The sequence below is a fragment of the Nocardia sp. NPDC056000 genome (genome assembly GCF_042269265.1).
Taxonomy (GTDB): Bacteria; Actinomycetota; Actinomycetes; order Mycobacteriales; family Mycobacteriaceae; genus Nocardia.
This window is the reverse complement of record NZ_JBHJXS010000012.1, coordinates 295,668-321,875: the sequence shown is the minus strand read 5'-3', so window position 1 is coordinate 321,875 and position 26,208 is coordinate 295,668. Positions and strand designations below refer to the sequence as shown.

The 26,208-nt window shown below is 67.1% G+C and carries 24 protein-coding genes; 7 read left to right on the top strand and 17 right to left on the bottom strand.

The genetic code is table 11. From position 1 onward, the window contains the following. Positions 1 to 36 precede the first annotated feature (36 nt). From ACFC4D_RS33110 to ACFC4D_RS33090, 5 genes are all read right to left on the bottom strand, one after another. Positions 37 to 1,176 carry an ABC transporter substrate-binding protein gene (locus ACFC4D_RS33110; protein WP_364632282.1) on the bottom strand — a complete coding sequence of 380 codons (1,140 nt, stop codon included), beginning with the start codon at positions 1,174 to 1,176 and terminating at the stop codon, positions 37 to 39. A 57-nt stretch (positions 1,177 to 1,233) separates the two neighbouring features. After that, a complete protein-coding gene (locus ACFC4D_RS33105) occupies positions 1,234 to 2,217 on the bottom strand; it encodes an ABC transporter permease (protein ID WP_376069021.1) in 984 nt (327 codons plus the stop codon). Continuing rightward, the gene (locus ACFC4D_RS33100) at positions 2,214 to 3,068 is read right to left on the bottom strand and encodes an ABC transporter ATP-binding protein (RefSeq protein WP_376069020.1); all 855 of its coding nucleotides are present in this window, start codon (positions 3,066 to 3,068) and stop codon (positions 2,214 to 2,216) included. Before ACFC4D_RS33100 ends, ACFC4D_RS33105 begins: the two co-directional genes overlap by 4 nt. A gap of 70 nt (positions 3,069 to 3,138) precedes the next feature. Beyond that, positions 3,139 to 4,338 (bottom strand): amidohydrolase family protein, encoded by a 1,200-nt coding sequence (locus ACFC4D_RS33095; RefSeq protein ID WP_376069018.1) that lies wholly within the window; start codon positions 4,336 to 4,338, stop codon positions 3,139 to 3,141. Between the two features lie 37 nt (positions 4,339 to 4,375). Then, on the bottom strand, positions 4,376 to 5,125 hold the full coding sequence (locus tag ACFC4D_RS33090; RefSeq protein WP_375953581.1) for a sulfite exporter TauE/SafE family protein: 750 nt from the start codon (positions 5,123 to 5,125) through the stop codon (positions 4,376 to 4,378). A 234-nt stretch (positions 5,126 to 5,359) separates the two neighbouring features. Between ACFC4D_RS33090 and ACFC4D_RS33085 the strand changes: the two genes are divergently transcribed. Together ACFC4D_RS33085 and ACFC4D_RS33080 are read left to right on the top strand one after the other, a co-directional pair. Then, a complete protein-coding gene (locus tag ACFC4D_RS33085; protein ID WP_364632273.1) occupies positions 5,360 to 5,983 on the top strand; it encodes a GntR family transcriptional regulator in 624 nt (207 codons plus the stop codon). Between the two features lie 132 nt (positions 5,984 to 6,115). Next, positions 6,116 to 7,378, top strand: a complete 1,263-nt coding sequence (locus tag ACFC4D_RS33080) for an amidohydrolase family protein (protein ID WP_376069017.1) — start codon at positions 6,116 to 6,118, stop codon at positions 7,376 to 7,378. A gap of 266 nt (positions 7,379 to 7,644) precedes the next feature. Here the strand turns inward: ACFC4D_RS33080 and ACFC4D_RS33075 are convergent, their stop codons facing one another. Together ACFC4D_RS33075 and ACFC4D_RS33070 are read right to left on the bottom strand one after the other, a co-directional pair. Then, positions 7,645 to 9,078, bottom strand: a complete 1,434-nt coding sequence (locus tag ACFC4D_RS33075) for an amidase family protein (RefSeq protein WP_376069015.1) — start codon at positions 9,076 to 9,078, stop codon at positions 7,645 to 7,647. Continuing rightward, positions 9,078 to 10,220 carry an acetamidase/formamidase family protein gene (locus ACFC4D_RS33070; RefSeq protein WP_376069013.1) on the bottom strand — a complete coding sequence of 381 codons (1,143 nt, stop codon included), beginning with the start codon at positions 10,218 to 10,220 and terminating at the stop codon, positions 9,078 to 9,080. Before ACFC4D_RS33070 ends, ACFC4D_RS33075 begins: the two co-directional genes overlap by 1 nt. A gap of 157 nt (positions 10,221 to 10,377) precedes the next feature. Between ACFC4D_RS33070 and ACFC4D_RS33065 the strand changes: the two genes are divergently transcribed. Next, complete coding sequence (locus tag ACFC4D_RS33065) at positions 10,378 to 11,079, top strand: FadR/GntR family transcriptional regulator (RefSeq protein ID WP_376069011.1); 702 nt, start codon at positions 10,378 to 10,380, stop codon at positions 11,077 to 11,079. 115 nt (positions 11,080 to 11,194) lie between these two features. On the opposite strand, the gene ACFC4D_RS33060 is transcribed toward ACFC4D_RS33065, so the two are convergent. Further along, entirely contained in the window at positions 11,195 to 12,163 is a 969-nt protein-coding gene (locus tag ACFC4D_RS33060; protein WP_376069010.1) for a GlxA family transcriptional regulator, read from the bottom strand. Positions 12,164 to 12,233: 70 nt separating this feature from the next. On the opposite strand from ACFC4D_RS33060, the gene ACFC4D_RS33055 reads away from it, so the two are divergent. Beyond that, positions 12,234 to 13,196 carry an NADP-dependent oxidoreductase gene (locus ACFC4D_RS33055; RefSeq protein WP_376069008.1) on the top strand — a complete coding sequence of 321 codons (963 nt, stop codon included), beginning with the start codon at positions 12,234 to 12,236 and terminating at the stop codon, positions 13,194 to 13,196. A 168-nt stretch (positions 13,197 to 13,364) separates the two neighbouring features. Here ACFC4D_RS33055 and ruvB read toward each other — a convergent pair whose 3' ends face one another. The 8 genes from ruvB to ACFC4D_RS33015 all read right to left on the bottom strand — a co-directional run bounded on the left by ruvB (position 13,365) and on the right by ACFC4D_RS33015 (position 19,371). Next, positions 13,365 to 14,516: a Holliday junction branch migration DNA helicase RuvB gene (gene ruvB, locus ACFC4D_RS33050; protein WP_364632259.1), complete on the bottom strand. Its 1,152-nt coding sequence runs from the start codon at positions 14,514 to 14,516 to the stop codon at positions 13,365 to 13,367. Between the two features lie 6 nt (positions 14,517 to 14,522). Then, the gene (gene ruvA, locus ACFC4D_RS33045; protein WP_364632257.1) at positions 14,523 to 15,128 is read right to left on the bottom strand and encodes a Holliday junction branch migration protein RuvA; all 606 of its coding nucleotides are present in this window, start codon (positions 15,126 to 15,128) and stop codon (positions 14,523 to 14,525) included. Further along, positions 15,125 to 15,694 (bottom strand): crossover junction endodeoxyribonuclease RuvC, encoded by a 570-nt coding sequence (ruvC, locus tag ACFC4D_RS33040; protein WP_364632255.1) that lies wholly within the window; start codon positions 15,692 to 15,694, stop codon positions 15,125 to 15,127. The genes ruvA and ruvC overlap by 4 nt, the downstream gene beginning before the upstream one ends. 106 nt (positions 15,695 to 15,800) lie before the next feature. Next, positions 15,801 to 16,247, bottom strand: a complete 447-nt coding sequence (locus ACFC4D_RS33035) for an acyl-CoA thioesterase (protein WP_375953600.1) — start codon at positions 16,245 to 16,247, stop codon at positions 15,801 to 15,803. Positions 16,248 to 16,288: 41 nt separating this feature from the next. Beyond that, the gene (locus ACFC4D_RS33030; RefSeq protein ID WP_376069005.1) at positions 16,289 to 16,798 is read right to left on the bottom strand and encodes an O-acetyl-ADP-ribose deacetylase; all 510 of its coding nucleotides are present in this window, start codon (positions 16,796 to 16,798) and stop codon (positions 16,289 to 16,291) included. Between the two features lie 150 nt (positions 16,799 to 16,948). Continuing rightward, positions 16,949 to 17,701 (bottom strand): YebC/PmpR family DNA-binding transcriptional regulator, encoded by a 753-nt coding sequence (locus tag ACFC4D_RS33025; protein WP_375953603.1) that lies wholly within the window; start codon positions 17,699 to 17,701, stop codon positions 16,949 to 16,951. 127 nt (positions 17,702 to 17,828) lie between these two features. After that, positions 17,829 to 18,452, bottom strand: coding sequence for a pyridoxal 5'-phosphate synthase glutaminase subunit PdxT (pdxT, locus tag ACFC4D_RS33020; RefSeq protein ID WP_375953604.1), 624 nt, complete (start codon positions 18,450 to 18,452; stop codon positions 17,829 to 17,831). 103 nt (positions 18,453 to 18,555) lie between these two features. Next, complete coding sequence (locus ACFC4D_RS33015) at positions 18,556 to 19,371, bottom strand: NAD(P)H-binding protein (protein WP_376069003.1); 816 nt, start codon at positions 19,369 to 19,371, stop codon at positions 18,556 to 18,558. Between the two features lie 87 nt (positions 19,372 to 19,458). Here ACFC4D_RS33015 and ACFC4D_RS33010 point away from each other — a divergent pair, with 87 nt between their 5' ends. Together ACFC4D_RS33010 and ACFC4D_RS33005 are read left to right on the top strand one after the other, a co-directional pair. Continuing rightward, the gene (locus tag ACFC4D_RS33010) at positions 19,459 to 22,749 is read left to right on the top strand and encodes an arabinosyltransferase domain-containing protein (protein ID WP_376069002.1); all 3,291 of its coding nucleotides are present in this window, start codon (positions 19,459 to 19,461) and stop codon (positions 22,747 to 22,749) included. Positions 22,750 to 22,888: 139 nt separating this feature from the next. Next, positions 22,889 to 24,649 carry an APC family permease gene (locus ACFC4D_RS33005; RefSeq protein WP_376069000.1) on the top strand — a complete coding sequence of 587 codons (1,761 nt, stop codon included), beginning with the start codon at positions 22,889 to 22,891 and terminating at the stop codon, positions 24,647 to 24,649. 11 nt (positions 24,650 to 24,660) lie between these two features. Here the strand turns inward: ACFC4D_RS33005 and ACFC4D_RS33000 are convergent, their stop codons facing one another. Next, complete coding sequence (locus tag ACFC4D_RS33000) at positions 24,661 to 25,512, bottom strand: acyl-CoA thioesterase II (RefSeq protein ID WP_364632241.1); 852 nt, start codon at positions 25,510 to 25,512, stop codon at positions 24,661 to 24,663. Positions 25,513 to 25,600: 88 nt separating this feature from the next. On the opposite strand from ACFC4D_RS33000, the gene ACFC4D_RS32995 reads away from it, so the two are divergent. After that, the gene (locus tag ACFC4D_RS32995) at positions 25,601 to 26,206 is read left to right on the top strand and encodes a hypothetical protein (protein ID WP_376068998.1); all 606 of its coding nucleotides are present in this window, start codon (positions 25,601 to 25,603) and stop codon (positions 26,204 to 26,206) included. Positions 26,207 to 26,208: the final 2 nt, after the last annotated feature.

Below are 26,208 nucleotides of genomic sequence, written 5' to 3'. Positions count from 1 at the left end.
GTCGAACGCGGTTGTGCACCAACCGCGTTCGATGAGTCAGCCTTGGGTTTTCAGGCCCTTCGCGGTGTCGATGAATTCATTGGTGACCAGATCCGAGGCTTTGAGGCCGTCGGGGACCGGCTGGCTGCGGGCCTTCAGGATGGGGGCGATCTGGGCGATGGCGCGGTCTACGCGGGCGGTGTCGAAATTGCCGAGGGTGTTGTCCGGGCCATTGCCGATGATCTTCTCGGCGAGTTGGACTTTCACCGAATCGGTATTGCCGGCGGCGCTGATGGGCGGGCCGTCGGGGATGGTCTGGGAGATGCGGAGCAGGGCCTGGTTGGTGGGTTCGGGGTTGGTGGCGTAGTCGATTTGGGCCTGCTGCAGCATGGGGACGAGCTTTTGCAGGCAGGGGCGGAGTTTGTCGAGTTCGCCGGTGCGCACGGACCAGGCGTGCGGGTAGGCCTCGTAGCCGGATTTGGCGATCAGCAGGCTGGCGGTGGGCTTCTGCCAGCCCTTCACATCGTGTTCCCAGCGATACGGCTCGTTGGATACGTAGCCCTGCTGCATGACTCGGCCCTTCTCGGCCACGAAACGGCTGGGGGTGCCGTCGTAGGAGGCGTCGAGCTGTTCCTTCTTCACGTAGCCGTTGGCGACGAGGAAATCCATGTACGGCTTGCCCTCGGAGTACAGGATCGGTGCGCCGCTGGCCGCCACATCTGGCCAGGATTTGATCTGCGGATAGGTGGCAGGATCCCACATGATGATCTGCGGGTTGATATCGAGGGAGGCGAAGACGCCGGTCAGCGGCGTCTTGGCGGCGGCGCGCACCTGTTCGTCGGTGGGCACCATGCCCAGGGTGATGCTGGTGTCCTGATACATCTGCGCCGGAACCGGCTGACCGCCCAGGAATGGACCGCCCAGGCGCACTTCGACATTCACGCCGGTGTCACCGAGCGGGCCGACGTACGCGCCCTTCTTGGCGTCGACGGTGCCGTTCGGGCCGACGAGCTGATATGCGGCGGCACGTTCGGGCGTTGCGTACCAGTCCGTTTGGATGACCACGGTGGCCGGACAGATTCCGGCGAGCACGCCCTGACCGGTCGGCTTGGGCGACGAGGCGCCACCGCCGCAGGCCGTGAGCACGAGGCTGAGACTGCCCGCGAGGGCGGCAGCGGCGAGGAGACGTTTCTTCACGAGCATTCCTTGGTTGGGTACTACGGGGTGGAAACTTTTGTGGCGCAGCAGATGTCGTCAGCGGCGCTTACCGTGCGCGCGATCGACGCGGGCGGCGAGGAAGTCGAAGATCCAGAACAGGATCAGGCCGACCAGGGAGGACAGCAGCAGCGCGGTGAGCAGCTCTTCGGTGGCCAGGCGCTGGCGGTAGACATCGATCATGCGGCCGATACCCGGATCACCCTGGCGGAAGAAGAAGTCCGCCACGATGGAACCGATGATGGCCATCCCCGCGGAGATCTTGAAACCGGTGATCATGGCCGGAAACGCCGCGGGCAGTTGCAGTTTCAGCAATCGCTGCCACCGTGACGCACCGTGCAGGGTGAACAGGTCGTGCTCGGCGGCGTTCACCGACTTCAGGCCGAACAGGGTATTGGTGATGACCGGGAACAGCGACACCATGACGCAGACGATGACGCGGCTGCCGAATTCGTACCCGAACCAGAAGCCGAACAGCGGCACCACCGCGAGCACCGGAATGGTCTGCAGCACAACGGCGTACGGATAGAGCGAGTATTCGGCCCAGCGCGCCTGGCTCATGATCACCGCGAAGGCGACGCCGAGCACGATGGCGATGGCCAATCCGGTGAGCGCGATCTGCACCGTCGAACCCAGCGCGGTGAAGATCTCGGTGCGGGCCGTCGCGTCGAGCAGTCCCTTGGAGATCACCGATTCCGGCGGCGGCAGCAGGAATCGGGAATCCTCGGCGATCACGAAGTGACTCACCACCGACCAGGCCGCCATGACAATGACGAACACCGCGACCGGCGCGAATACCCGAATCGGCGCGATGGCGAAGGGCCACAGCGTTTTTCCCCCCGGCGATAAGGGTGATTCCGGGGTGGCCGTCCCCCGTTCGGTCATCGCGGAGGCAGGTGCGGCTCCGGCCGAAGCAGCCGGTACGCGGGCGGCCGAACCACGGTCTCCCGCGGCCGACTCCCCCGCCATGGCAGCGGCGACCATTGTCGCGGCGGCGGCCGATCGAGCGGTTGCGGCGGTCATGCGGCCCTCCCGGTGGCTTCGGTGCTCTCGGCCGCGTGCAGGGCGGCCGAGACGGTGGCGGCGATCTCGGCGAACTCCGGGGTGTAGCGGAGTTCGGGGGTGCGCGGAAAGTCCAGTGGCACCGCGATATCTGCGGCGACCCGGCCGGGCCGGCCGGTGAGCACGATGATGCGGGTGGACATGAACACCGCCTCGGCCACCGAATGGGTGACGAAGACGCCGGTGAATCCGGAGCGCCGGTAGAGCCCGCTCACCTCCTCGTTGAGGCGCTGGCGGGTGATCTCGTCGAGTGCGCCGAAGGGTTCGTCGAACAGGAACAGCTCCGGGGCGCGGGTGAGGGCGCGGGCGATCGAGGTGCGCATCCGCATACCGCCGGAAAGCTGTGCGGGCTTGTGGTTTTCGAAGCCGGTGAGGCCGACGCGTTCGATGGCCTCGCGGGCGGCGGCGCGGCGGGCGGCCTTGTCGACGCCCGCCAGTTCGGCCGGGAGTTCCACATTGCGGAGCACCGACCGCCAGGGCAGCAGGGTGGCTTCCTGGAAGACGTAGCCCAGTTGGGTGGTGGCCACCCGCACGTCACCGGCGGTGGGTTTGTCGAAACCGGCGGCCAGGCGCAGCAGCGTGGATTTACCGCAGCCCGAGGGTCCGACGAGGGAGACGAATTCGCCTGTGCGAATGGCGATATCGATGCCATCGAGCGCGTGGGTGCCGTTCTCGAAGACCAAACTCGCGTTATCGAAAGCCAGTGCCGGGACGCTGGAGGCCGGACCGGTGTATACATTGCCGTCGCTGTCGGCGGTGGTATCCCCGGTCCGGCCTCGGTCCGTTGTGGCTTGTGAAGCGGTGGTGCTCATGCTTCACAGTTCTATCGGGGCCGCATTGCCGTTCGCGGTCAACATGATTACGCCCCTGTTTCGTATACGATCAGTCGGCGATGAGCGCGCCGGAACGCGCCACCACGCGGCCGCGCTTGAGCACCAGTTCCCGGGTCGGCACCGAAACCACCGCCTGCGCAGGGGTTTCCGCGGTCACCGTGCACAGATCGGCGGCGGAACCCACGCTCAGACCGTAGTTCTCGATCCCGAGAACCTTTGCCCCGCCGTAGGTTCCGGCCGCCAGCGCCAATTCGATCTCGGCATCGGCCACCAGGCGGCCGCGGAACGCGACGGTCATGATGCGGCGCAGCATGTCACCGTCGCCGTACGGGGTCCACAGATCGCGAATACCGTCATTGCCCAGCGCCAGGCCCGCACCGGTCTCGTGCATGAGCCGCACGGGCACCACCGGGGCATCACCGACCGCGCAGGTGACCATCGAAACCCCCGCGTCCGCAAGATCTTCCGCGATGCGGCGCTGTTCCTCGGGCGCGAGTTCACCCATGGCGTAGGCGTGGCTGATGGTGACGCGGCCGGACAGTCCGGTGGCGCGGGTGCGTTCGATGATCAGGTCGTACTGCCAGGCCCCGAGCGCACCGCGATCGTGCAGGTGGATATCGATGCGCGCGCCGTACTTCTCGGCCAGCCCGAACAGCAGATCCAGCTGTCCGGTGGGGTTGCCGTCATAGCCCGCCGGATCCAGTCCGCCGATCACCTCGACACCGTCGGCAAGCGCCGCCTCCAGCAGTTCGGCGGTACCGGGGCGATTCATCAGCCCGCCCTGCGGGAAGGCGACCAGTTGTACGTCGACGCGATCCGAATACCGTTCGGCCGCAGCGCGTACCGCGTCCACACCACCCAGCCCGACCTCGGGATCGATATCGATATGGCTGCGCACGTGCGCGGTGCCGTGCGAGATCATGGCGGCCAGCAGGTTCGCGGAGTACTCGGCGCTGGGCAGCCCCAGCTCCTGCCGTCGCCCTTCACCGTTCGCGATGCGGCCCGCCAGGGTGCGGCCGCCGCTATTGGGAATCCAGGGTCCGCCGAACATGGTCTTGTCGAGGTGGCAGTGCGAATCCACCAGGCCCGGCAGTACCAGCGCACCCGCCAAATCGATGGTCTCGGTGGCGGTTTCGGTGAGATCGGGACCGATCGCGGTGATGCGACCGCCGCTGATCAGAATATCGGCGGTGGTGAGGGGCGCGCCCGGGGTCCAGGGGCGGCCGCCACGGAGCAGCAGGTCGTTCATCGTTTACACCTCTTCGATGCGTTGGGGTGAGCGGAAATCAGGTGAGCAGCATGGCGGTGCCCGCGCCGACACCGAAGACGATCACGACCGCGCGAAAAGCGCCCGGCCGCAATCGATCGGCGAGTTTTGCCCCTGCGACGCCGCCGAGCAGACAGGCGGGGGCCAGCACCAGCACCGCGAGCCAGTGCACCGGGCCGAATAGCGCGACCGCGATCATCGCGGTCGTCGAGACGGTCAGGGTGAGCAGGCTTTTGAGGCCGTTGAGCGCGGTGATCGAGGCGTCGATGCCCAGTGCGAGCGCGGTGAGCAGCACAATGCCCATCCCGCCGTTGAAGTACGCGCCGTACACGCCGCCCAGGAAGACACCGGCGAACAGCAGCAGCCGGGAATCACCGTCACCGCGGCGGGCAGCGAGTTTCCGCGACAGCATCGGCTGCGCCGCGAACAGCGCGGTCGCCGCGAGAATCAGATAGGGCACCACGGCCGCGAATACCTTGGGCGGTGCGGCCAGCAATACGACGACGCCGACCGCCGCGCCCACCGCGCCGGTGAGTACGAGCCCGGGCACCAGCGATCGATGCTCATCGAGCCGCTTGCGCAGGGCGGCCGCGCCGCCCAGATATCCCGGCCACACCGAGACCGAATTGGTGACGGTCGCCGCCACCGGGGGCAATCCGGTGGCCAGCAGGGCCGGGAATGACAACAGGCTGCCGCCACCGGCGATGGCATTGCAGACGCCCGCGCCGAAACCGGCGACGAGCAGTAGAACTAGATGCGCGGGATCCATGAAACCCTTCCGAAATGGGATGCAGCGCATCGTATACAAAGCTCGCGGCAGCGGCGAACCGAAAAGGCCGGTGCGACAGCGGGAGCCGAACGGGCGTAGGAGTTCACGCCGCGGATTTGCGGCGCTCATCCGCCGCCGTCAGGATGGATCGTATGCAAACACCCGTACCTCGCGTTTCCGCCGGGCGGCCGCGGTGACCCTCGCGAGCCCGCGGTGAGCAGCACCGTGCGGCGCATGACGCCGCAGCAACTGTGCCGTGCCATTCGCGATGACATCATCCGCGGGGTGTTCAGCCCCGGGCAGCGGCTGACCGAGGAGTCGCTCGCCGAAAGCTACGGCGTCTCACGGGTACCCGTGCGCGAGGCGCTGCGCACTCTCGAGGCCGAGGGTTTCGCCTCGTCACGGCCGTATGCCGGGGTTTTCGTCGCCGAATTGACCGAGGAGGAGGCGGCGGATCTGCTGGAGATCCGCGCCCGCCTGGAACCGCTGTGCGCCTCCCGCGCCGCGGTGCGGCGCACGCCCGAACAGCTCGGGCGGCTCAAGGAATTGACCGCGCTCGGCCAGGACGCCGTGCGCGCGGGGCGGCTCGATGAACTCACCCGGCTCAACAGCCGCTTTCACGAGGTGCTGGCCGAAGCCTCCGGCAGCACCCTGCTCGAACAGCTGATCACGCAGTTGAGCTGGAAGATCGCCTGGGTGTACGCGGTCGAGCTGCCCAGGCGCGCGAGCGATTCCTGGCAGGAGCACGAAGAGATCTGCGCCGCACTCGAAGCCGGGGATCCGGAGCGGGCCGCGCGGGTGGTCGCGGACCATATCGCGCACGCCACGTACGCCTATCGGCTGCGCCACCGCGACTGAGCGATGACGGAATCGGCTGGCCGCCAAGGCAGTCCGTAACGTCGGCGCAGCATTGCGCGCCCGAGATCGAAACATGGCGGTCGTATACAACCGGGGACAGTTCTTCACATCGCTGTGCTCGCGGAGGTATCCATGGCCGATCTGGTGTTGCGCAATGCCCGCATCGATGATGCCGCCGGACTCGTGGATATCGCCATCGAGGACGGGCTGATCAGCGCCATCGGTCCCGGATTGCCCGTGGCCGCGACCGATGAGATCGATTGCGCGGCACGGGTGGTCATTCCCGGACTGATCGAATCGCATGTCCACCTGGACAAGGCCCTCCTCGATGCCGAACGCCCCAATCCCGACGGCACCCTGGCCGGGGCCATCGCGGTCACCGCCGAACTCAAGCGCGAGTTCACCGTGGAATCCATCTCCGCCCGCGCCCGCCGGGTGCTCGATATGGCGATCGCCAACGGCACCACGATGATTCGCGCGCATCCCGATGTCGATCCGATCGTCGGATTGCGGGGCGTCGAGGCGCTGTTGGCGTTGCGCGAGGAGTACCGCGACCGCATCGGCCTGCAAATCGTCGCCTTCCCGCAGGAGGGCATCCTGCAAGCCCCCGGCACGCTGGACCTGCTGCGCGAAAGCCTGCGCCGCGGCGCGGATGTGCTGGGCGGCTGCGCCTACAACGAGGCCACCGTCGCGGACTGCCGCCGCCATATCGACCTGATCTTCGACCTGGCCGCCGAATTCGCCGTCCCCCTCGACATTCACGCCGACTTCGCCGACGATGCCGCCGACCCCCGCTTCGCCATGGCCGACTACATCGCCGCGGTCACCGACCGCACCGGCATGTCGGGCCGAGTCACATTGGGCCACATGACCTCCCTGGCGGGCCAGGACCCCGCCCGCAGGCACGACACCCTCACCCGCCTCGCGGCGGCGGGCATAGCGGTGGTCCCCCTCCCCGCCACCGATATGCACCTCGGTGGCCGCGCCGACACCGTCAACCCCCGCCGCGGTATCGCCCCCATCCGCGAACTCTGGGCCGCGGGCGTGGAAACCGCATACTCCTCCAACAACATCCGCAATGCCTTCACCCCCTACGGCAACGCCGACCTCCTCGACATAGGCATATTCCTGGCCCAAACCTCCCACCTCTCCGGCCCCGCCGACCTCACCCGAGTCCTATCCATGGCCACCACCCAGGCCGCCCGCATAATCGGCATCTCCGACACCTACGGCCTGTACCCCGGCGCGGCGGCCGACCTGGTCGTGCTCTCCACCGATCGGCTATCGCACGCCCTCCTGGACCGCCCCGACCGCTGCTACGTCATCAAGGCGGGCCGAATAGTCGCCCGCACCACCAGAATCAACGAACTACTCCCCCAGGCGCAGCGCTGCTGAGGTCAGCGATCGCGAACGCGCGACACCGCGAGCACAGATCACGCCGAACCCAGGAACACCGACTGTTCCGCCGAATGGGAAATGACAGCAGACACAACAACCTGCGCGGTCGACAGATCGAGCACGGGACGCCACAGCACCTCTCCCCCAACTCCGGTCTTTCGGCGCGACTGATGCCTTATAGCATGGGAAGACAACAGGACTCCACCGGACGACGCGGCACATGCCTGGGTGGAAGACCTGCCGATACACCGGACGGCGGCAGCTCATCCGAGTCGGTCGGCGGCGGCGTGCGCCGCGCGAATGAGTGCCTGATCGGTGCCGGGAGCGCCGATCAGGCACAGGCCCATCGGGAGGCCATCGGTTCCGGCGAGCGGGAAGGTGACCGCGGGCATGCCCGCGAGTGAGGCCAGACAGGTCAGGTGCAGGGTGCGGGTGCGGCCCGCCTCCAACTCGGCAGGGTTCGCGGTCCGGAGCGGTGGGAACGTTGCGGTGCTGGGAAGCAACAGGATTCGGCCGGTGAGCGCGGAACGCAGGTGGGATGCGGCGGCTTCGAGCAGCCGGCGCGAGCGGTCGGCGGCCGCCGGGGTGATGGTCGCGGCGTAGGCGAAGCGCTGAGCCACTTCGGGTGTCAGCGCGCCAGGGTGGGCGGTGATCCACGGACCGTGATTGCGCCAGGCCTCGTACGCCTGAACGGTGCGAAAGGCCATGAACCAGGATTCGAGATCCGCCTCCAGGGCCACCGGAGCCGCGTTCAACGTGTCGGCGGCAATGCGGACTGCGGCAGCCAGCGGTGGGTCCGCGACCTCGCAGAGCCCGGTGTCGACCACCAACCGGGGAGGCTCGGCGGTCACGGCATCACTCGCGGTCTCGAATTCCGCGCCCAGGTCAACGGTGACGGTCGTACTTTCGTCGATGCGGTCGGCCGCAACTGGATTCGCCGCGTTCTTCGCCACGTCGCCCGCATGGTCATTCCCGGCCGTCGCGGCACCGTGGGTTGAAACCGTATCCGGTGGTAGGAGGCAATTCGACACGGCGGCAAGGGTTTGGGGGTCGCGGGTCATCCAGCCGACGGTGTCGAAGGATTGGGCGAGTGGGAGCTGGCCGCGGGTGGATATGCGGCCGTGGGTGGTTCGGATGCCCCACAGGCCCTGGTAGGCGGCGGGGACGCGAATGGAGCCCGCCGTATCGGTGCCGAGGCCGATGGTGGCTTCGCCACGGGCGACCGCGACGGCCGAGCCGCTGGACGATCCACCTGGAATACGCTGTCGGACGGCCGGATTCACCGGCATGCCGTATGTGCCGTTGGAACCGGTGATGCTGTAGGCGAATTCATCGGTGTGGGCGATACCGGTGATGTCGGCACCGGCTGCCAGTAATGCCGCTACGGCAGTGGCGTGCTCGGGTTCCGGATCGCCGGGGTAGTCGCGGACGCCCGCACCGATGGCGAATCCCGCTACGGCGTAGAGGTCTTTGACCGCGATGGTGTGGCCTGACAGCGGGCCCGGTCCGGGTGCGGCGATCAGGGGTGCGCCCCGCATACGCCAGACTGCATCCTCACGCCCTCCAGCCACCTCGCCACTGCCGGGCGTTTCGACGAATCGTGCGGGCGAATCGGCGGGTGTCCCGACCCCGGGTGCGGTTGAGTCGGCGGGTGTTTCGACCCCGGGCGCCGCCAGATCGGCGGGGCTGTCGGCCACTACGCGCGCTCCAGGATTCGGCGGGCGAGGGCGGTGGTGGCGTGGTGGGCGAAGTCGGCTACGCGGATTTCTCCGTGTACGCCGCGGACCTGGTCGACGGCCTGGGAGATGTTGAAATCGGTTGCGGCGCTGAGGTAGAGGTAGGCCTGTTGGGGGTCGGCGTCGAACAGGGCCACCACCATTTCGATGGCATTGCGGACGCAGGCTTCCAGGGCTCGGTTCAGGTCGGGGTCCAGTCCGGTGGGGATGATGAAACCGTGGGCGGCGGCGAAGGGGCCGATGGGGCGGCCCAATCCGGCCTTCACCTCGGCGGCGGGGATGAGGTCGACGGTGAGGCGGGCACGCAGGGGTGCTTCCAGCGCGGTGAGCGCGACCTCGCCATTGCCCTGGGCGAAGTGCGGATCGCCGATGTACAGCAGGGCGTCCGGAACCTGTACGGGGAGGAAGAGTGTCGCGCCGGGGGTGAGACGGCGGATATCGATATTGCCGCCGTGCAGTCCGGGCGGCACCGAGGACAGGTGCGAATCGGTATCGGTGGCGACGCCGATCAGGCCGAGGAACGGATCGAGCGGGAATTCGGCGGTGTGCGGATGCGCGGGGTGAATCGGCATGGTGCCGAACCACTTTCCGTCCCGCGAGTCGACGCTACAGAATTGGCCGTAATCACCGTCGAAGCCGAGCTTATGCGCCAGTACGCCGCGATTGTGCCGCGTGGACACCACGCCGTACGGCGCGCGCATGGTGAGATCATCGATCCGAATCGCCAGCAGATCGCCCGGGCGCGCACCGTTCACGGCGATCGGCCCGGTCACGATATGCGGTCCGGCCAGCGAATCCCGCTTGCGTGAGGCCGCGACTTCCACTGTGTCACCGAGGATATGGTCCAATTCCACCCCGTGCCTGCCGAAGTAGGCGATCGGATCCGACCCCTGATCCTCCAGAATGCCCTCGTGACTGACGGTATCGACGATCACCGCCTGCCCGGGATCGACGGTGGCGATCGGAGTGTCGCCCGCGCACGGGATCCGCCCCCACAGCACCTTCGACGGTTCGGCCGGAATATAGGGCGTCGTATCGCCGATTCCCTCGCCCTGTTGCAGCACCGGAAACGCGGGGACGAACCCCTGCACAATCGACGTCACGCGCACTACCTTCCCTACCCGACCGCAATTGGTCGGACCATCCGATCTGCCGACCATAGGACAGCCGACCGGGCGGAAACAGGGTTCACAACCTATCGTAACGAGCGCTTTACGCGCGCGAAATAGCCTGCATACGAAGGGATTTAGAGTTGAGTCGATGACGGCTTCGATACCACCGCTGAGCCGCCGCGCACGCAGTGTGAGCGCGGAGGTCGCGGCCCACCTGGAGGGCCTGATCATCAGCGGCGAACTGCGCGCGGGGGATCGGCTGCCACCCGAACGTGAGCTCGCGGCGAATATGAATATCTCCAGATCGTCGCTGCGGCAGGCCATGTTCGAGCTGGAGTCCAAGAAGCTCATCGAACGCAGACAGGGCCGGGGCAGCACCGTGGCCGACACTCCTTATATGGCAGCGGAATTGGCGGGCAGTCTGGCCGAGACCGAGATCGAACTGGGTCATGCCAGCGAACTGCGCGATCTGGTGGAACCGCGCATCGCGCAGTTGGCGGCCCTGCGCGCGGTCGAATCCAACCTGCTCTCACTGGAAAACGTGCTCGGCCGCTGCCGCGACGGCAATTCGGCCGATGAATCCCTGCGCCTGGATATCGAATTCCACGCCCTGCTCGCCCACGCCGCCCAGAACCCACTCCTGGTGACGCTGTGCACCATGACGACCGAATGGACCCGTCGCACCCGCACCCTCTCGCACCGCACCAAACGCGGCCGCCGCGTCTCCCTGGACGGGCACCGGCAGATCTACGAAGCGGTCGCCCGGCACGACGGCGCGAGTGCGGCCGTGGCCATGGAACAGCATCTGCGCGAAGTCCGCGAACTCAGCCTGCACACCGGCCGCCGCTGAGAACTGCTGTCACCATGGGGAATTCGGCGGCACGGCGGGCGCGCTGGATTCGCCGGTCCGACACCGACGTCGAGGGATACCGCGTGACTCGCCTCGAACCCGGTCGGTCGCGAGATCAGGGTACGGCGGCGGCGCGGAAGGTGCGACGGTAGGCGAGCGGGGCGATGCCGATCGCCTCGTGCAGGTGCTGGCGCAGCGAGGTGCCGGTGGCGAAACCGACTTCGGCGGCAATGCGATCGACCGAAAGTTCGGTGGTCTCGAGCAGTTCGCGAGCACGGAAGACGCGCTGTTGAATGAGCCAGCGGCCGGGGCTGATCCTCACCTCATCGCGGAAGCGGCGGGCGAAGGTGCGGCCGGACATGCGGGCGCGTTCGGCCAGATCGGCCATCGTGAGCGGGCTGTGCAGGTTTTCCAGCGCCCACTGCCGGGCATCGGCGGTGCCCGCGGCGGCGGGCGGCGGGACGGGCTGTTCGATGAATTGCGCCTGACCGCCCTCGCGCCACGGCGGCACGACACACCGGCGCGCCACCATATTGGCGACTTCGCTACCGTGATCGCGGCGAATCAGGTGCAGGCACAAGTCAACTCCCGCGCTCGCTCCCGCCGAGGTCAAAATGTCGCCGTCATCGACATAGAGCACATTGGGGTCGACCCGGATGCGCGGGAAATGCGCACCGAAGCGCTCGGCGAAATTCCAATGTGTGGTCGCGGGCCGATCATCCAGCAGCCCGGCGGCGGCCACCACGATGGCACCGGTGCAGATGGAGACCAGCCGCGCGGCCGGGTTGATGCGCGCCAGGGCATCAGAAATCCGCTGCGGTAAACCGTCTTTCAGGATGGCGAGCACATCGCAGGGTGGTATGACCACGGTATCGGCGGTTTCCAGCGCACTCGCGTCCCGCCCGACCGCGATATCGAAATCGGAATCGCTGCGCACCGGCTTTCCGTCGACCGAACAGGTGAGCACCTCGTAGCGCCCGTCGGCGGTGCCGAACACCCGGTTCGGGATGCCGAGTTCGAACGGGTACACCCCGTCCAGTGCCAGTACGACGACACGATGCGGCCGGATCACCTCACTCTGCATGGCACGATTCTATCGAATAATGGCGATCGTGCCATTTCCTTGTGCGCCGACGGACGGCAAGCTCGATGCTATGAGCGAGAAGGACATCCCCAAGACCATGCGCGCTATCAGCCAGGATGTACTCGGCGGACCCGAGGTGCTGCGCGAGGTCGAACGCCCGGTACCGCAACCGGGACCGAGCGAGATCCTGGTGCGCGTGCACGCCACCGCCCTCAACCCCACCGACTGGGGACATCGCCGCCGCCCCGGACTGTTCCTGCCCGAACCGCCGTTCGTCCTGGGCTGGGATGTCTCGGGCGAGGTGGTGGCCGTCGGCATCGGCGTCACCCTGTTCCAGCCCGGTGACGAGGTCTTCGGCATGCTGGCCTATCCGCACGGGCACGGGGCGGCCGCCGAATACGTGACCGGCCCGACCCGCGCGTTCGCCAGGAAGCCCGCCAATCTCAACCACATTCAGGCCGCCGCCATCCCCCTTGCGGCTCTCACCGCCTGGCAGTCCCTGGTCGATGCCGCCGATGTGCAACCGGGACAGCGGGTTCTGATTCACGCCGCGGCGGGCGGTGTCGGGCATTTCGCCGTACAGATCGCGAAATCGCTGGGCGCGTACGTCATCGGCACCGCGAGCTCGGCCAACCACGAGTTCGTGCGCGGTCTGGGCGCGGATGAGGTCATCGACTATCACGCCGTCGACGTGCACGAGACGGTCCGCGATGTGGATGTCATCCTCGATCCGATCGATGCCGAGCATGCGATCAAGTCGATGAAATCGCTGCGCCCCAACGGGATTCTAGTCTCACTCCGTGCCCTCGGAGCCGATTCCCTGGTGCAGGCGGGTGCCGAGCGCGGCGTGCGCGCCGTGCTGATTCTGGTCGAGGCCGACCACGCGGGTATGACCGCGCTGGCTGAACTCGCCGAATCCGGCACGCTCCGGCCGACCATCGCGGGTGTGTTCCCGCTCGCCGACGCCGCCAAGGCGCACGCCCTGGGCGAAACCGGTCGCACCGTCGGAAAATTGGTTCTCACCGTCGAGTGAACCGTGCGCGGACCGGATGCGTAGTACCCGATCGTGGGCACCGCCCCGGTGACCCTCCCACAATCGGACGACGCCGCCCCGAACCCGATACGGGGAAACAGGTTGTGGGAGAAGCGCCCCCGTCACAGCATCTGCTGTCACGGGGGCGTTCGCCGGTTCGGGTACCTGTTAGGCCGAGTCGAAGAGTCCCGGATGTTGTTCGCGGGCACGGACTTCGATGGAGCCGAAGACCAGATCCGGCGGCGGAACCAAACCCAGGTGTTCCCACGCCGCAGCGGTGGCGACGCGGCCGCGCGGGGTGCGGGCCACCAAACCGGCGCGCACCAGGAAGGGTTCGCAGACCTCTTCGACGGTGGCGGCTTCCTCACCCACGGCCACGGCGAGCGTGGAGACGCCCACCGGTCCGCCGTTGAAGCTGCGAATCAGCGCGGTCAGGACCGCGCGGTCCAGCCGATCCAGGCCCAGCACATCGACGTCGTAGACCGCCAGCGCGGCGTGCGCGATCTCGCGGGTGACGATGCCGTCGGCCTTGACCTCGGCGTAGTCGCGGACGCGGCGCAGCAGCCGGTTGGCGATACGGGGCGTGCCCCGGGAGCGCCCGGCGATTTCGGTGGCGGCGTTCTCCTCGATCTGTACGCCGAGAATGCGTGCCGAGCGGAGCAGAATCCGTTGCAGTTCATCGGGTTCGTAGAAATCCATATGGCCGGTGAAACCGAAGCGGTCGCGCAGCGGGCCGGTGAGCGCACCCGAGCGGGTGGTCGCGCCGACCAGGGTGAAGGGTGCGATATCGAGCGGAATGGAGGTCGCGCCCGGACCCTTGCCCACCACCACGTCGACTCGGAAATCCTCCATGGCGAGGTAGAGCATTTCCTCGGCGGGCCGTGCCATGCGGTGGATCTCATCGATGAACAGCACATCGCCCTCGACGAGATTGCTGAGCATGGCTGCCAGATCCCCGGCGCGTTCGAGCGCCGGACCGGAGGTCAGGCGCAATGCGGTGCCCAGCTCCCCGGCGATGATCATGGCCATACTGGTCTTGCCCAGTCCGGGCGGACCGGACAGCAGCACGTGGTCGGGTGTCCCGCCGCGCTGTTTCGCACCGCGCAGCACCAGCGCCAGCTGTTCGCGCACGCGCGGCTGCCCGATGAAATCGTCCAGCGATTTCGGGCGCAGGCTGGCCTCGATCTCACCGTCGGAGGCGAGATAGGTTGGGATGACCGCGGATTCGTCGGCATCGGTCCCGGCGAAATCCGGATCGGGGGCGAAATCGGGCTCGCCGCTGAAGTCCGGTTCCGGGGCGAAGTCAGGTTCGTCGATCATGAGCGCCTATCGGTTCTTGCCCAGCAACCCCAGCGCGGCCCGCAATGCCTGCGAGGTGCCCAGGTCCGGATCGTGCACCAGCACGGCCTCGACGGCGGGTTCGGCCTGTTTGACCGGGAAGCCGAGGCCGATGAGCGCCTCCACCACCTGTTCGCGCACCGGTGTGGCGATCGCGGCGGGACCGGATCCGGGCGGACCCGATTGCACCGGAACCAGATCCACCTTGTCGCGCAATTCCACCACCATGCGCTCGGCGCCGCGCTTGCCGATACCGGGCACGCGGGTCAGCGCGGCCACATTGCTCTCGGCCAGCGCCTTGCGCAGCGCTTCGGGTTCGAGCACCGCGAGCACCGCCATGGCGATCTTGGGACCGACCCCGGACACGGTCAGCAGCAGACCGAACAACTCACGGGATTCGGTATCGGAGAACCCGAACAGGGTCATCGAATCCTCGCGCACGATCATGGTCGTGTAGAGCCGCGCATCCGCACCGGCGCTGAGCGTGGCTAGCGTGGCGGGAGTGGCATTGAGCCGATACCCGACGCCGGCGGCCTCCAGGACCACATGGTCGAGCCCGATCTCGAGCACCTCACCGCGTACCGACGCGATCACCCGGATACCGCCTTCCGTTGCTGGGCAAGCCTTTCCTCGTACATGCGCCGCTGTGCCGCCGCCATGGCCTCGGCCTTGGCCATGCGATCGATCATCGGCGCGCGCCAGCAATGACAGATGGCCAATGCCAGCGCGTCGGCGGCGTCCGCGGGTTTCGGCGCGACCGCCAGCCCGAGGATACGGGTCACCATGGCGGTCACTTGCGCCTTATCCGCCGAACCGTTTCCGGTGACCGCCGCCTTCACCTGACTCGGGGTGTGGAAGTGCACCGGTATCCCGCGCCGCGCCGCCGCCAGCGCGATCACCCCGCCCGCCTGCGCGGTCGCCATGGCGGTGCGCACATTGTGCTGGGAGAACACCCGTTCCACCGCGACCGCCTCGGGCAGATATTTGTCCATCCAGGCCTCGGCGGCATCGGCAACGCCCATGAGTCGCTGTGCGAGATCCATATCGGGCGGTGTGCGCACCACGTCGACGGCCAGCGCGGTCACCGTGCGCCCCACCCCGCCTTCGACCATGCTGAGCCCGCACCGGGTGAGCCCGGGGTCGACGCCCATCACCCGCACGAAATCCCCTCTCACCGCAGACGAACAACTGTTCGAGAGTCTAACGGACCTCAGGGGATTCCCCGCCCACCGACACGGGTGCCGACGAGCACCCGGGCCGAGTCCCTCAGGAGCACACCGGTTCCACGCCCAGGAGCGTCGGATCCTTGGCTCGCACAGCCCATTCCCGCGCGGGATCGGCCACCAATCGCCGCGTCCGCAGATCCATCAGCCCGCTGACGTGCGTGATCGTCGCCGATAGCTCTCCATCGGCGCGGGTGAACCGATGCTCCACCCGATAGGTCTTCCCTGCTCCCCACACCCATTCGCAGGTCACGTCAACGCAATCCCCCGCCCGCAACTCGCGGTGATACTTGATCACCGTCTCCAGATTCACCGGCCCCAAACCGCCCCCGACCAACTCCTCCACCGAAATCCCCGCCGCGCGAACGCATTCGAAGCGCGCGTGATCCGCGTACTGCTGATACGCGGCACCTGTCACATGTAGTTGAGGATCGAGGTCGGAGAGTCTGACCTCGATTCGGATCCGAAACGCCTCATCGGTATTCGTCACCGTCCCACCCTTGCAGACGCCACCGACAAGAACGCGCGACGCTAATCCAGACGACTCTGAAACGCCTGGTAGGCATCATCTCCGAAGAGTACGAATCGCACCTGCGCGACCGTCGTGGGCACACTCCGCACCGTTTCGATCGCGATGCGCGCCCCATCGTCCATGGGCCACCGGAAGATTCCGGTCGAGATGGCCGGAAACGCCACCGATTCGGCCCCCAATTCGGCTGCCACCCGCAGTGATTCGCGATAGCAGGACGCCAGCAGTTCCGAGCGATCCTCGGTATCGGACCAGACCGGCCCCACCGTATGAATCACCCAGCGCGCGGGCAATCGGCCCGCCGTGGTGGCCACCGCCTGGCCGGTCCCGAGTCCGCGTCCGTAGTGCGAGGCCCGCAGGGCGCGGCATTCGGCCAGAATCTCCGGACCGCCCTTGCGATGAATCGCGCCGTCCACTCCGCCACCGCCGAGCAATGAGGAATTGGCCGCGTTCACCACGGCGTCCACGACCTGTTCGGTGATATCGCCTCGTACCGCGACCAGTTCGACCATGCGGGTGATTCTTCCACCGCGACCGCGCGACATTCGATCTGTCAATCGAGGCGCGCCACGGTATCGCACCGGAACGGCGAAGGCCGCCTTCCGAATTCGGGAGGCGGCCTTCGTTGGCGTGCTGCGACGATTCGCGCGTGCTGTGACGACTCAGTCGTCGAGTTCGGCGAGGACCTCGTCGGAGATGTCCACGTTGGTGTAGACGTTCTGGACGTCATCGCTGTCTTCGAGCGCGTCGACCAGCTTGAACACCTTGCGGGCGGTATCGGCGTCCACCGAGACCGACATCGAGGGCTGGAAGCCCGAGTCGGCGGAGTCGTAGTCGTAACCGGCCGACTGCAGGGCGGTGCGGACCGCGATCATGTCACCGGGCTCGGAGATGATCTCGAAGGTGTCGCCGTTGTCATTGACCTCTTCGGCACCGGCGTCGAGCACGGCCATGAGGACATCGTCCTCGGACAGGCCGTTCTTCTCCATGGTGACCAGGCCCTTGCGGTGGAACAGGTACGACACCGAACCCGGATCGGCCATATTGCCGCCGTTGCGGGTCATGGCCACGCGCACCTCACCGGCCGCGCGATTGCGGTTATCGGTGAGGCATTCGATCAACACCGCAACACCATTGGGGCCGTAGCCCTCGTACATGATGGTCTGCCAGTCGGCGCCGCCGGCCTCTTCACCACCGCCGCGCTTGCGGGCGCGCTCGATATTGTCATTGGGCACCGACGACTTCTTCGCCTTTTGAATGGCGTCGTACAGGGTCGGGTTGCCGTCCGGGTCACTACCACCGGTGCGGGCCGCCACCTCGATGTTCTTGATCAACTTGGCGAAGAGCTTGCCGCGCTTCGCGTCGATCCCGGCCTTCTTGTGCTTGGTGGTGGCCCATTTGGAGTGGCCGCTCATTCCCTACTTCCTCGGTTCAGGGGGCTGAGTAGTTTCACCAAAGCGACACTACGGGCCCACGGACGGACAGCGCCCCAGTCTACTGCGCGCGCCCGTGACGGCCGCGAGCACGTGAACTCGGGCCGGGTCAGACACCGGCGCGCGGGCGCACCAGGGTTTCGACGAACAGTCGGTGAACGCGCAGATCTCCGGTCACCTCGGGGTGGAAGGACGTTGCCATGACATTGCCCTGCCGCACCGCGACGATGGTGCCCGCCGCCGGACCCGAGGGCACCCGCGCCAGCACCTCGACATCGGCGCCCGCGCGCTCCACCCACGGCGCGCGAATGAAGACCGCGCGCACCGGGCCGTCATCGAGCCCGGTGAACTCCAGATCGGTTTCGAAGGAATCGACCTGACGTCCGAAAGCATTGCGCCGCACCGTCATATCGATGCCGTTCAGGGTGTGCATATCCGGACGGGTATCGAGCACCTCGCTCGCCAGCAGGATCATGCCCGCGCATGACCCGTAGGCGGGCATACCGTCGCGCAATCGCTGCCGCAGCGGTTCGAGCAGTTCGAAGATGTCCAGCAGCTTGCTGATCGCGGTGGATTCGCCACCGGGAATCACCAGACCGTCCACCGACGCCAATTCCGATTCCCGGCGCACCGCCACCGGCTCGGCGCCGCACGCCGCCAGCGCGTGCATGTGCTCGCGCACGTCGCCCTGCAATGCCAGCACACCAATCCTCGGAGTCACGCCGTCGAGCATAGTGTTCGACGGCGGACCACCCTGAAGCGGCATTTCGGGCAGCGCCGTGTCGACGCCGGATGAGGGCCGCCAGGTGAATCCGGGCGACCCTCGAACGTCCGTATCAGTCGAGGTCGAACCGCACGACGTTATCGGTGGCCCACCGGGCGAACGTGGTCGCCGGGCGGCCGGTGATATCGGCGACGCTGGTAATGGGCAGGCCGACCGGGTTCGGGTCGAAGGAGCTCAGCGCATTGTCGACGTACCAGGTCGCGGTCTCGCCCATGGTCGGTGTCAAGGCCGCGATGGCCTCCTCGCGGGATGAGCGTTCGAAGGCGATATCGCGGCCGAGTGCCTCGGCGAGCTGCCGCACGAGCTCGGCACGGGTGAGGATTTCCGGACCGCCCAGCGAGTAGGCACGGCCGTGATGATCATCGGACAGCAGGGCGACGGCGGCCACCGCGGCGATGTCATCCATGGCGATGGGCGCACTCGCCGCCTCCGGATGCGGTTCCCGAATGATGCCGACCTCGTGGATCTGCCGCGACCACATCAGCGTGTTCTCCATGAAATCGGCGGGCCACAGATGCGTCCACGCCATCCCGCTGTCCTCGACGGCATTGCTGACGCTCCCCCACCAGCTCTCCGGTTCACCGGACAGATCGACGATATGCCGCACCCCGGCGGCCCGCGCCAGCACCAGCACCTCGGTGACGGTATCCGGCATGGGCGCGAGGTAGATCCGTTCCACCCCCTCGAACGCGGCGGGCAGCGTCTCGGGTTTACCCAGGTAGCCCTGCGCCACCTGCACCCCCTCGGGTAGCGCCGCCTTTCGCGGGCTATTGGTGAGCGCACGAACATCCTTGGCCCCCAATGCCAGTAGATGATCGACAACCTTGCGTCCGATATTCGCGGTGGCCCCGGTTACCAGGATTGTCATGCCGTCCCCTCCGTCGTGATTGCTGAACCATTAATCCTGCCAATGGAATTCGAACGACGCACATGGCTCCGGCTAGCATCGGGCACCGTGGCTGACATTGGGGTGCGGGCGCTGCGACCGTCTATCGACGAGTCGGGGCGCAATGGTGAACGGCAAGGCGGACATCGTGATCGGATACGACTGATCGCGGTGATCTCCGGTCTGCTCGGTGCGTTGTTCGCGATAGCCGTGCCATTCCTGCCCGTGCGCATGGAGGCCGCGACGCTCTCCTGGCCGCAGGCCGAAGCGCTGAACAGTGTTGCGGCACCGCTGGTCACCTATGCGCCCACGCAACTCTCCGCGCGGATTCCGAATGCGGCGCTCACCGCGCTCGCGGACCACGGCGGCACCGTCGTATCGACCATTCCGCGCCAGTCGGCGGATATGGAGAAGTACGGATTCGTCGTCAAGGTCGTGCCGGACGCGGCGGATCGGCCCGGCAGGGTCGATATCGTCTCGCGCGGCACCCTGCTGTGGTCGGCGGCGCTCGAAGCGATCCGGGATCGCGATACCGCACTGGCCGTTGATATTTCGACGACGCGGGCGAGCGTATCGGTGACCGGTGTCGATGGTTCCGGCGCGGAGCTGTCCTCCGATCTCCGGCCGCAGGTGGTCGGCATTTTCACCGATCTGACCGGTGCGCCTCCGAATGGGATGGCGGTGCGCGCCGAGGTCGATTCCCGATTCTCGACCTCGCCGACCCCGCTCAAATTGACCGTGATCGTGCTGTGCCTGCTCGCGACGCTGTGCTCGCTGGTGGCGCTGCATCGCCTGGATCGTGGGGATGGCCGGTCGACACGACGGTTCCTGCCCGAGCGGTGGTGGCGGCTGCGCCCAACGGACTGGGTCGTTTTCGCGGTCTTGGGGGTGTGGCATTTCATCGGCGCGAACACCTCCGATGACGGCTACATCCTCGGCATGGCGCGTGATTCGCAGAACTCGGGCTATATGTCGAACTACTACCGGTGGTTCGGCGTGGACGAAGGTCCCTTCTACACCCCGTACACCGATGTGATCGCGTGGATGACCCATATCTCCGCGGTGAGTCCGTGGGTTCGGCTGCCCACCTTGGCAACCGCCGTCATCACCTGGTGGGTGGTCAGTCGCGAGATCATTCCCCGGCTGGGCGTCGCGGCGCGCAATAATCGGGTGGTCGCCTGGACCAGCGCGCTGGTATTCCTGGCGTTCTGGCTGCCCTATGACAATGGTCTGCGTGCCGAACCGTTCGTGGCGATGGGCGTTGTGCTGACCTGGGTTTCGATCGAACGAGCCATTGCCACCCGGCGGCTGCTTCCCGCGGCCGCGGCCATCATCATCGCCGCGCTGACCCTGACCGCCGCGCCCTCCGGATTGATCTGTCTCGGGGCCCTGGCCGCCGGGGCGCGCACCGTCACCGCGGTGATCACCCAGCGCGCCAAGGTAATCGGCTATCTCGCGCAGCTATTGCCGCTGCTGGCTTCGGGTCTCGTCGTGCTGACGGTGATCTTCGCCGATCGCACGCTGGCCGGTGTCCGCGAAATGGCGTACGTGCACGGGGAGATCAAACCCGGCGAGTCCTGGTTCTTCGAATTCCTGCGCTACCAATATCTCTTGCAGCTCAATGCCGATGGCTGGCTGACCCGGCGGTTCGGCATGTTCATGATGCTGCTGGGGCTGGCCGTCTGCGTGGTGACGATGCTGCGCCGCGGCGGCCATATCCCGGGCATCGCGGTCGGGCCGTCGCGCCGGGTCATCGGCATCACGTTCGCCGCGATGGTGTTGATGATGTTCTCCCCCACCAAATGGACGCATCAATTCGGCGTCTTCGCGGGACTGGCCACGTGCGTGGCGGCGCTCACGGCGGTGGCGGTGAGTGCGCGGGTGATGCGGCCGGTGCGCAATCGCGCATTGTTCGCGGCGGCGTTGTTCTTCGCGCTGGCACTGACTTTCGTCGGCGCGAACGGCTACTGGTATGTCTCGTCGTGGGGAATTCCCTGGTGGGATAAGCCGCCGACCATCGCGGGGAAGGGACTGTCCACCGCCGCGGCGGGTTTGGCGGTGCTCGCGCTGCTGGTGGCCGCGTGGTTCCATATTCGGCCGCAGACCCGACTCCGACCCGAATCGATTCCAGGCCGCATCGCCCGCATCCCGGTGCTCGCGGTGGCGGCGGCGCTGATGGTGCTCTTCCTGGTCGGCTCCTTCCTCAAAGCCGCTGTGGCGCAGTACCCCTCGTACTCCGTGGCGCAATTCAATGTGAGCGCGGCGTTTTCGCACGGCTGCGGTATGGCCGATGACGTACTGGTGGAAACCGATCCGAACGCCTCGATGCTGCGCCCGCTGTCCGGTGATGCGGGTTCGGCGCTCGCGGGCATCGACTCGGCGGGCTTCACCGCGAACGGGGTCGCACCGGTGCTGACCTCCGATGAGGTGGAATCGACCACCGGACAGGCCAATTCGGTCTCTGATGATCAGGACAAACTCCGCGACGCCGCCAAATCAGCGGGTTCGGGCTCCGATACCTCGAGCGGCAGCGGGATCAACGGCAGCACCGTTCCGCTACCGTTCGGACTCGATCCGGCGAGCACACCCGTGCTCGGCAGCTACCGCGACGGTGCGCAAACCCCGTCCTCGCTGACCACCGGCTGGTACCGGCTTCCGGACGCTACCAATGGAAATCGCGGGCAGATCATCGCGATCGCGGTGGCCGGGCGCATCCGCTCGGTCGACGCCGACGGTATCGAGCATCCCGGGCAGCAGCTCGACATGGAATACGGCAGAACGCAATCCGATGGATCGGTCGTGTCCATGGGACGCACGCTGCCGATCGATATCGGTCCCGCTCCGCTGTGGCGGAATCTGCGCGTTCCGCTCGACACACTGCCGGGTGAGGCCGATGTGGTCCGGCTGGTGGCCGATGACAAGGACCTCGGTAAAGACCAGTGGCTCGCGGTGACACCGCCCCGGGTGCCCCGGACGACCACGCTGAACACCCTGGTCGGATCGCAGACGCCGGTGCTGCTGGACTGGGCGGTCGGACTGCATTTCCCGTGCCAGCGACTGGTTCCCACGCGTGTGGGCGTCGCCGGACTCCCCGAATATCGCATCCTGCCGGACCGCAATGGCGCGACCATCACCAATCTCTGGCAGGGGCATGACGGCGGCGGTCCGCTCGGCTGGACGCAATTGCTGTACAGCTCGCGCGCGCTGCCGTCGTATCTGAACAACGACTGGGATCGCGATTGGGGTTCGATCGAACGATTCATTCCACTGGACCCCACCACCGAGCCCGCCCGGATCTCGGTCGACTCGGTGCGGCGCTCGGGCTGGTGGACGCCCGGGCACATCATCACCTCCTACTGACGAACGGCGGCAACCTGTTGTACTGATCACCGCGGGCGTCAGGGTTTCGTTAGGACGAGTGTCCAGCTGTCGAATTCGGTGAACACTCCGCGATGTGACTGACGTGTTACCTCAGACTTTGCCCGGGCCGCGCGGTGGCATGAGCGCTCCGCCGCCCCGGCGCGGGTTGACTGTTTCGACCGGTTTGGCCGGACTCTCGCTCGATGCCATGGCGTCGGTGTCCTACGGTCCGGAAGCGATCGTGCTGGTGCTGGCCGCGGCCGGATCGGCCGGACTGGGGTTCACGCTCCCGGTGACGGCGGCGATCGTGGTGTTGCTGGCGGTGCTGATCGCCTCCTACCGGCAGGTGATCGCGGCGTTCCCGAATGGCGGCGGCGCGTACGCGGTCGCGAAGGAGCGGCTCGGACATCGCACGAGTCTGGTTGCGGCGGCGTCGCTGATCGTCGACTACATCCTGAATGTGGCGGTCTCCATCGCGGCGGGTGTGGCAGCGCTGACCTCCGCGTTCCCGGAGTTGCTGCCCTACACGGTGTGGATCTGCCTGGCGGTGCTGGTCGGCATCACCGTGCTGAATCTGTACGGCATCAGGGAAAGCGCGCGGGCCTTCATGGCTCCGACCATCGTCTTCGTGGCGGGCATTTTCGTGGTGATCATCGGCGGTCTGCTGCGCGCCGAGCCCGCGAGCGTGGCCACCGGGGCGGCCGTCGCCACCGATGCGCACGCCATCGGAATCCTGTTGCTGCTCAAAGCTTTCTCCAGCGGTTGCGCGGCATTGACCGGTGTCGAGGCGATCGCCAACGCGGTGCCGAGTTTCGCCCAGCCCAAGGTCAAGCGGGCGCAGCGGGCCGAGGTGGTGCTGGGTGCGCTGCTGGGCCTGATGCTGCTGGGCCTGGCCACGCTGATCCAGAAGTTCTCGATCCATCCGATCGAGGGCACCACCATCCTGTCCCAGCTCACCGAGGCGGCGCTGGGCCACGGAATCGGTTACTACGTGGTGCAATTCGCCACCGTGATCCTGCTTGCGTTGGCGGCCAACACTTCCTACGGCGGCCTGCCCACGCTGACCAAGATCCTGGCCGATGACAATTGCCTGCCGCATCGGTTCGCGGTGAGTTCGCCGCGCCAGGTCTACCGCTTCGGCGTGCTGGTGCTGGGCGGTACCTCGGCAGTGCTGCTGCTCGCCTCCGACGGCAATATGAACGCCCTGGTGCCGCTGTTCGCCATCGGCGTCTTCGTGGGCTTCACCATCGCCCAGGTCGGCATGGTGCGGCATTGGCTGATCACCCGCGCACCGGGTTGGCGGTGGCGGACCGCGCTCAATGGATTCGGCGCGGTGCTCACCTTCGTGGCGGCCATCGTCACCACCTCGATGAAGTTCACCGAGGGCGCGTGGCTGATCGTGCTGGTGCTCCCGCTGCTGGTGATCGCCATGGAACGCATTCGCCGCACCTATCACCGCATCGACGGCTGCCGCGGCGCGGGCGCGGTCCCGCAAACCCCGCGCCCCACCGAAACCGCCATCGTGGTCCCGGTCTCCGAGGTCTCCGAACTCAGCCGCGAAGCCCTCTCCGCCGCAATGTCATTGGGCCGCGACGTCTACGCCGTGCACGTATGCCTGCCCGGCGAGAACATCACCGTCTTCACCAAGGAATGGGAGACCTGGCATCCGGATGTGCGCCTGGTGCTCCTGGAAGACGGCGATTCCACCGTCGGCGGCCCGGTCGCGCACTACGTCCGCGACCATTTCCCCAACCGCCGCAAGGTAGTCGTGATCGCCGAGGTCGAACCCCCGGCGGGCTGGAATCACGTCCTACCGAGCCACCGCAGCGATGAACTCGAACGCGTCCTGCGCAAACTCCCCGATACGGTCGTCTGCCACCTACGCGTGCAGACCGCCTGATCCGTTGTCGCTCAGTTCGTTCCGGGCGGGAAGGAGGCCGCCTTCTTGTCCCGGAACGTGCGGATGAGACCTTCCTGGACCACGACCGCGACCAGTTCGCCGCGCTGATTCCAGATGCGGCCCGCCGTGAGCGCGCGGCCGAAGCCCGCGGACGGGGACTGCTGGTCGTAGAGCAACCAGTCATCGGCCTGGAAGGGGCGCAGGAACCACATGGCGTGATCGAGGGAGGCGTTCTGGGTGGGCTCGTCGGGGTGCGGGACCTTGGAGGAGCCGAGCAGGGTCATATCGCTCATGTAGGCCAGGGTGCAGACGTGGAAGAGCGGGTCGTTCGGGAGCGGGTGGCGGTAGCGGAACCAGACCTGCTGCTGGGCGGCCAGGCCCTCGCGGCGGTCCACCTTCTCCTGCGGGACGGTGCGGATATCCCAGTGCTCCCATTCGCGCATGGCCCACAGGCGTTCGGGGCTCATGCTGACGGCCGCATCGGGCAGATCCTCCGGGGCGGGCACCGAGGGCATCTCATCCTGATGTTCGGGGCCCTCGTCACCCACGTGGAAGGAGGCCGACATGGTGAATATCGCCTCACCGTTCTGTACCCCGGTGACCCGGCGGGTCACGAACGAGCGCCCGTCCCGTATGCGATCCACCAGGTAGACGGTGGGTTCGAGCGGATTGCCCGGCCGCAGGAAGTACCCGTGCAGCGAATGCACCTGGAACCCCGGATCGACCGTGCGCACCGCCGAGACCAGCGCCTGCGCGGCGACCTGACCGCCGAACGTGCGGGGCAGCTGCGTCTCGGTCGACGCGCCGCGGAAGATGTCACGCTCGAGCCGCTCGATTTCGAGGGCCTCTTCGATCGTCGCCATGCACCGTTCCCTTCCGGATTGTCCGGCTCAGGCTAACAACCGGACACCGGCGGCAGCCGCAAGGCCGTGTGTCGGCCATGATGGACACGTGCCCGAGTTCACCGCCATCACGCCCGATGCCCTGACTCGACTGGTCGCGGATCACGCGAACGAGCTGACGGGTTTCGCGGTGATCGCCATCGATGGCGCGGACGCCGCCGAACCGACGGCCCTGGCCGGCTCCGTCGCCGAATTGCTCCGGGCCGCTGGACGACCTGCCGAGGTGGTGGCGCTGCACGATTTCGTGCGACCGGCCTCGGTGCGGCTGGAATTCGATCGGGAGGACGAATACACCTATCGCACCGGGTGGTTCGACTACGCGGCCTTGAATCGTGAAGTGCTCAAACCGCTTCGGGACAGCGGGCGGTGGCTTCCGGCGCTGTGGAACGAGCACACCGATCGCTCGGCTCGTGCGCGGATTCGCACCGCGCTGCCCGGCACGATCCTGTTGATCGCGGGTCCCATGCTGCTCGGGCGCGGCCTCGATTTCGATGTCACCGTGGGACTGCGCATGTCCGAGGCGGCGCTGCGTCGGCGCACCGCCGCCGAATCGCAGTTCACCATTCCCGCGCTGCTCGAGCAACAGCGACTGGAGGAGCCGGGTCTGCGGGTGGCCTGGGATCATCCGGACCGGCCCGCGATCGGACGCGGTTGATC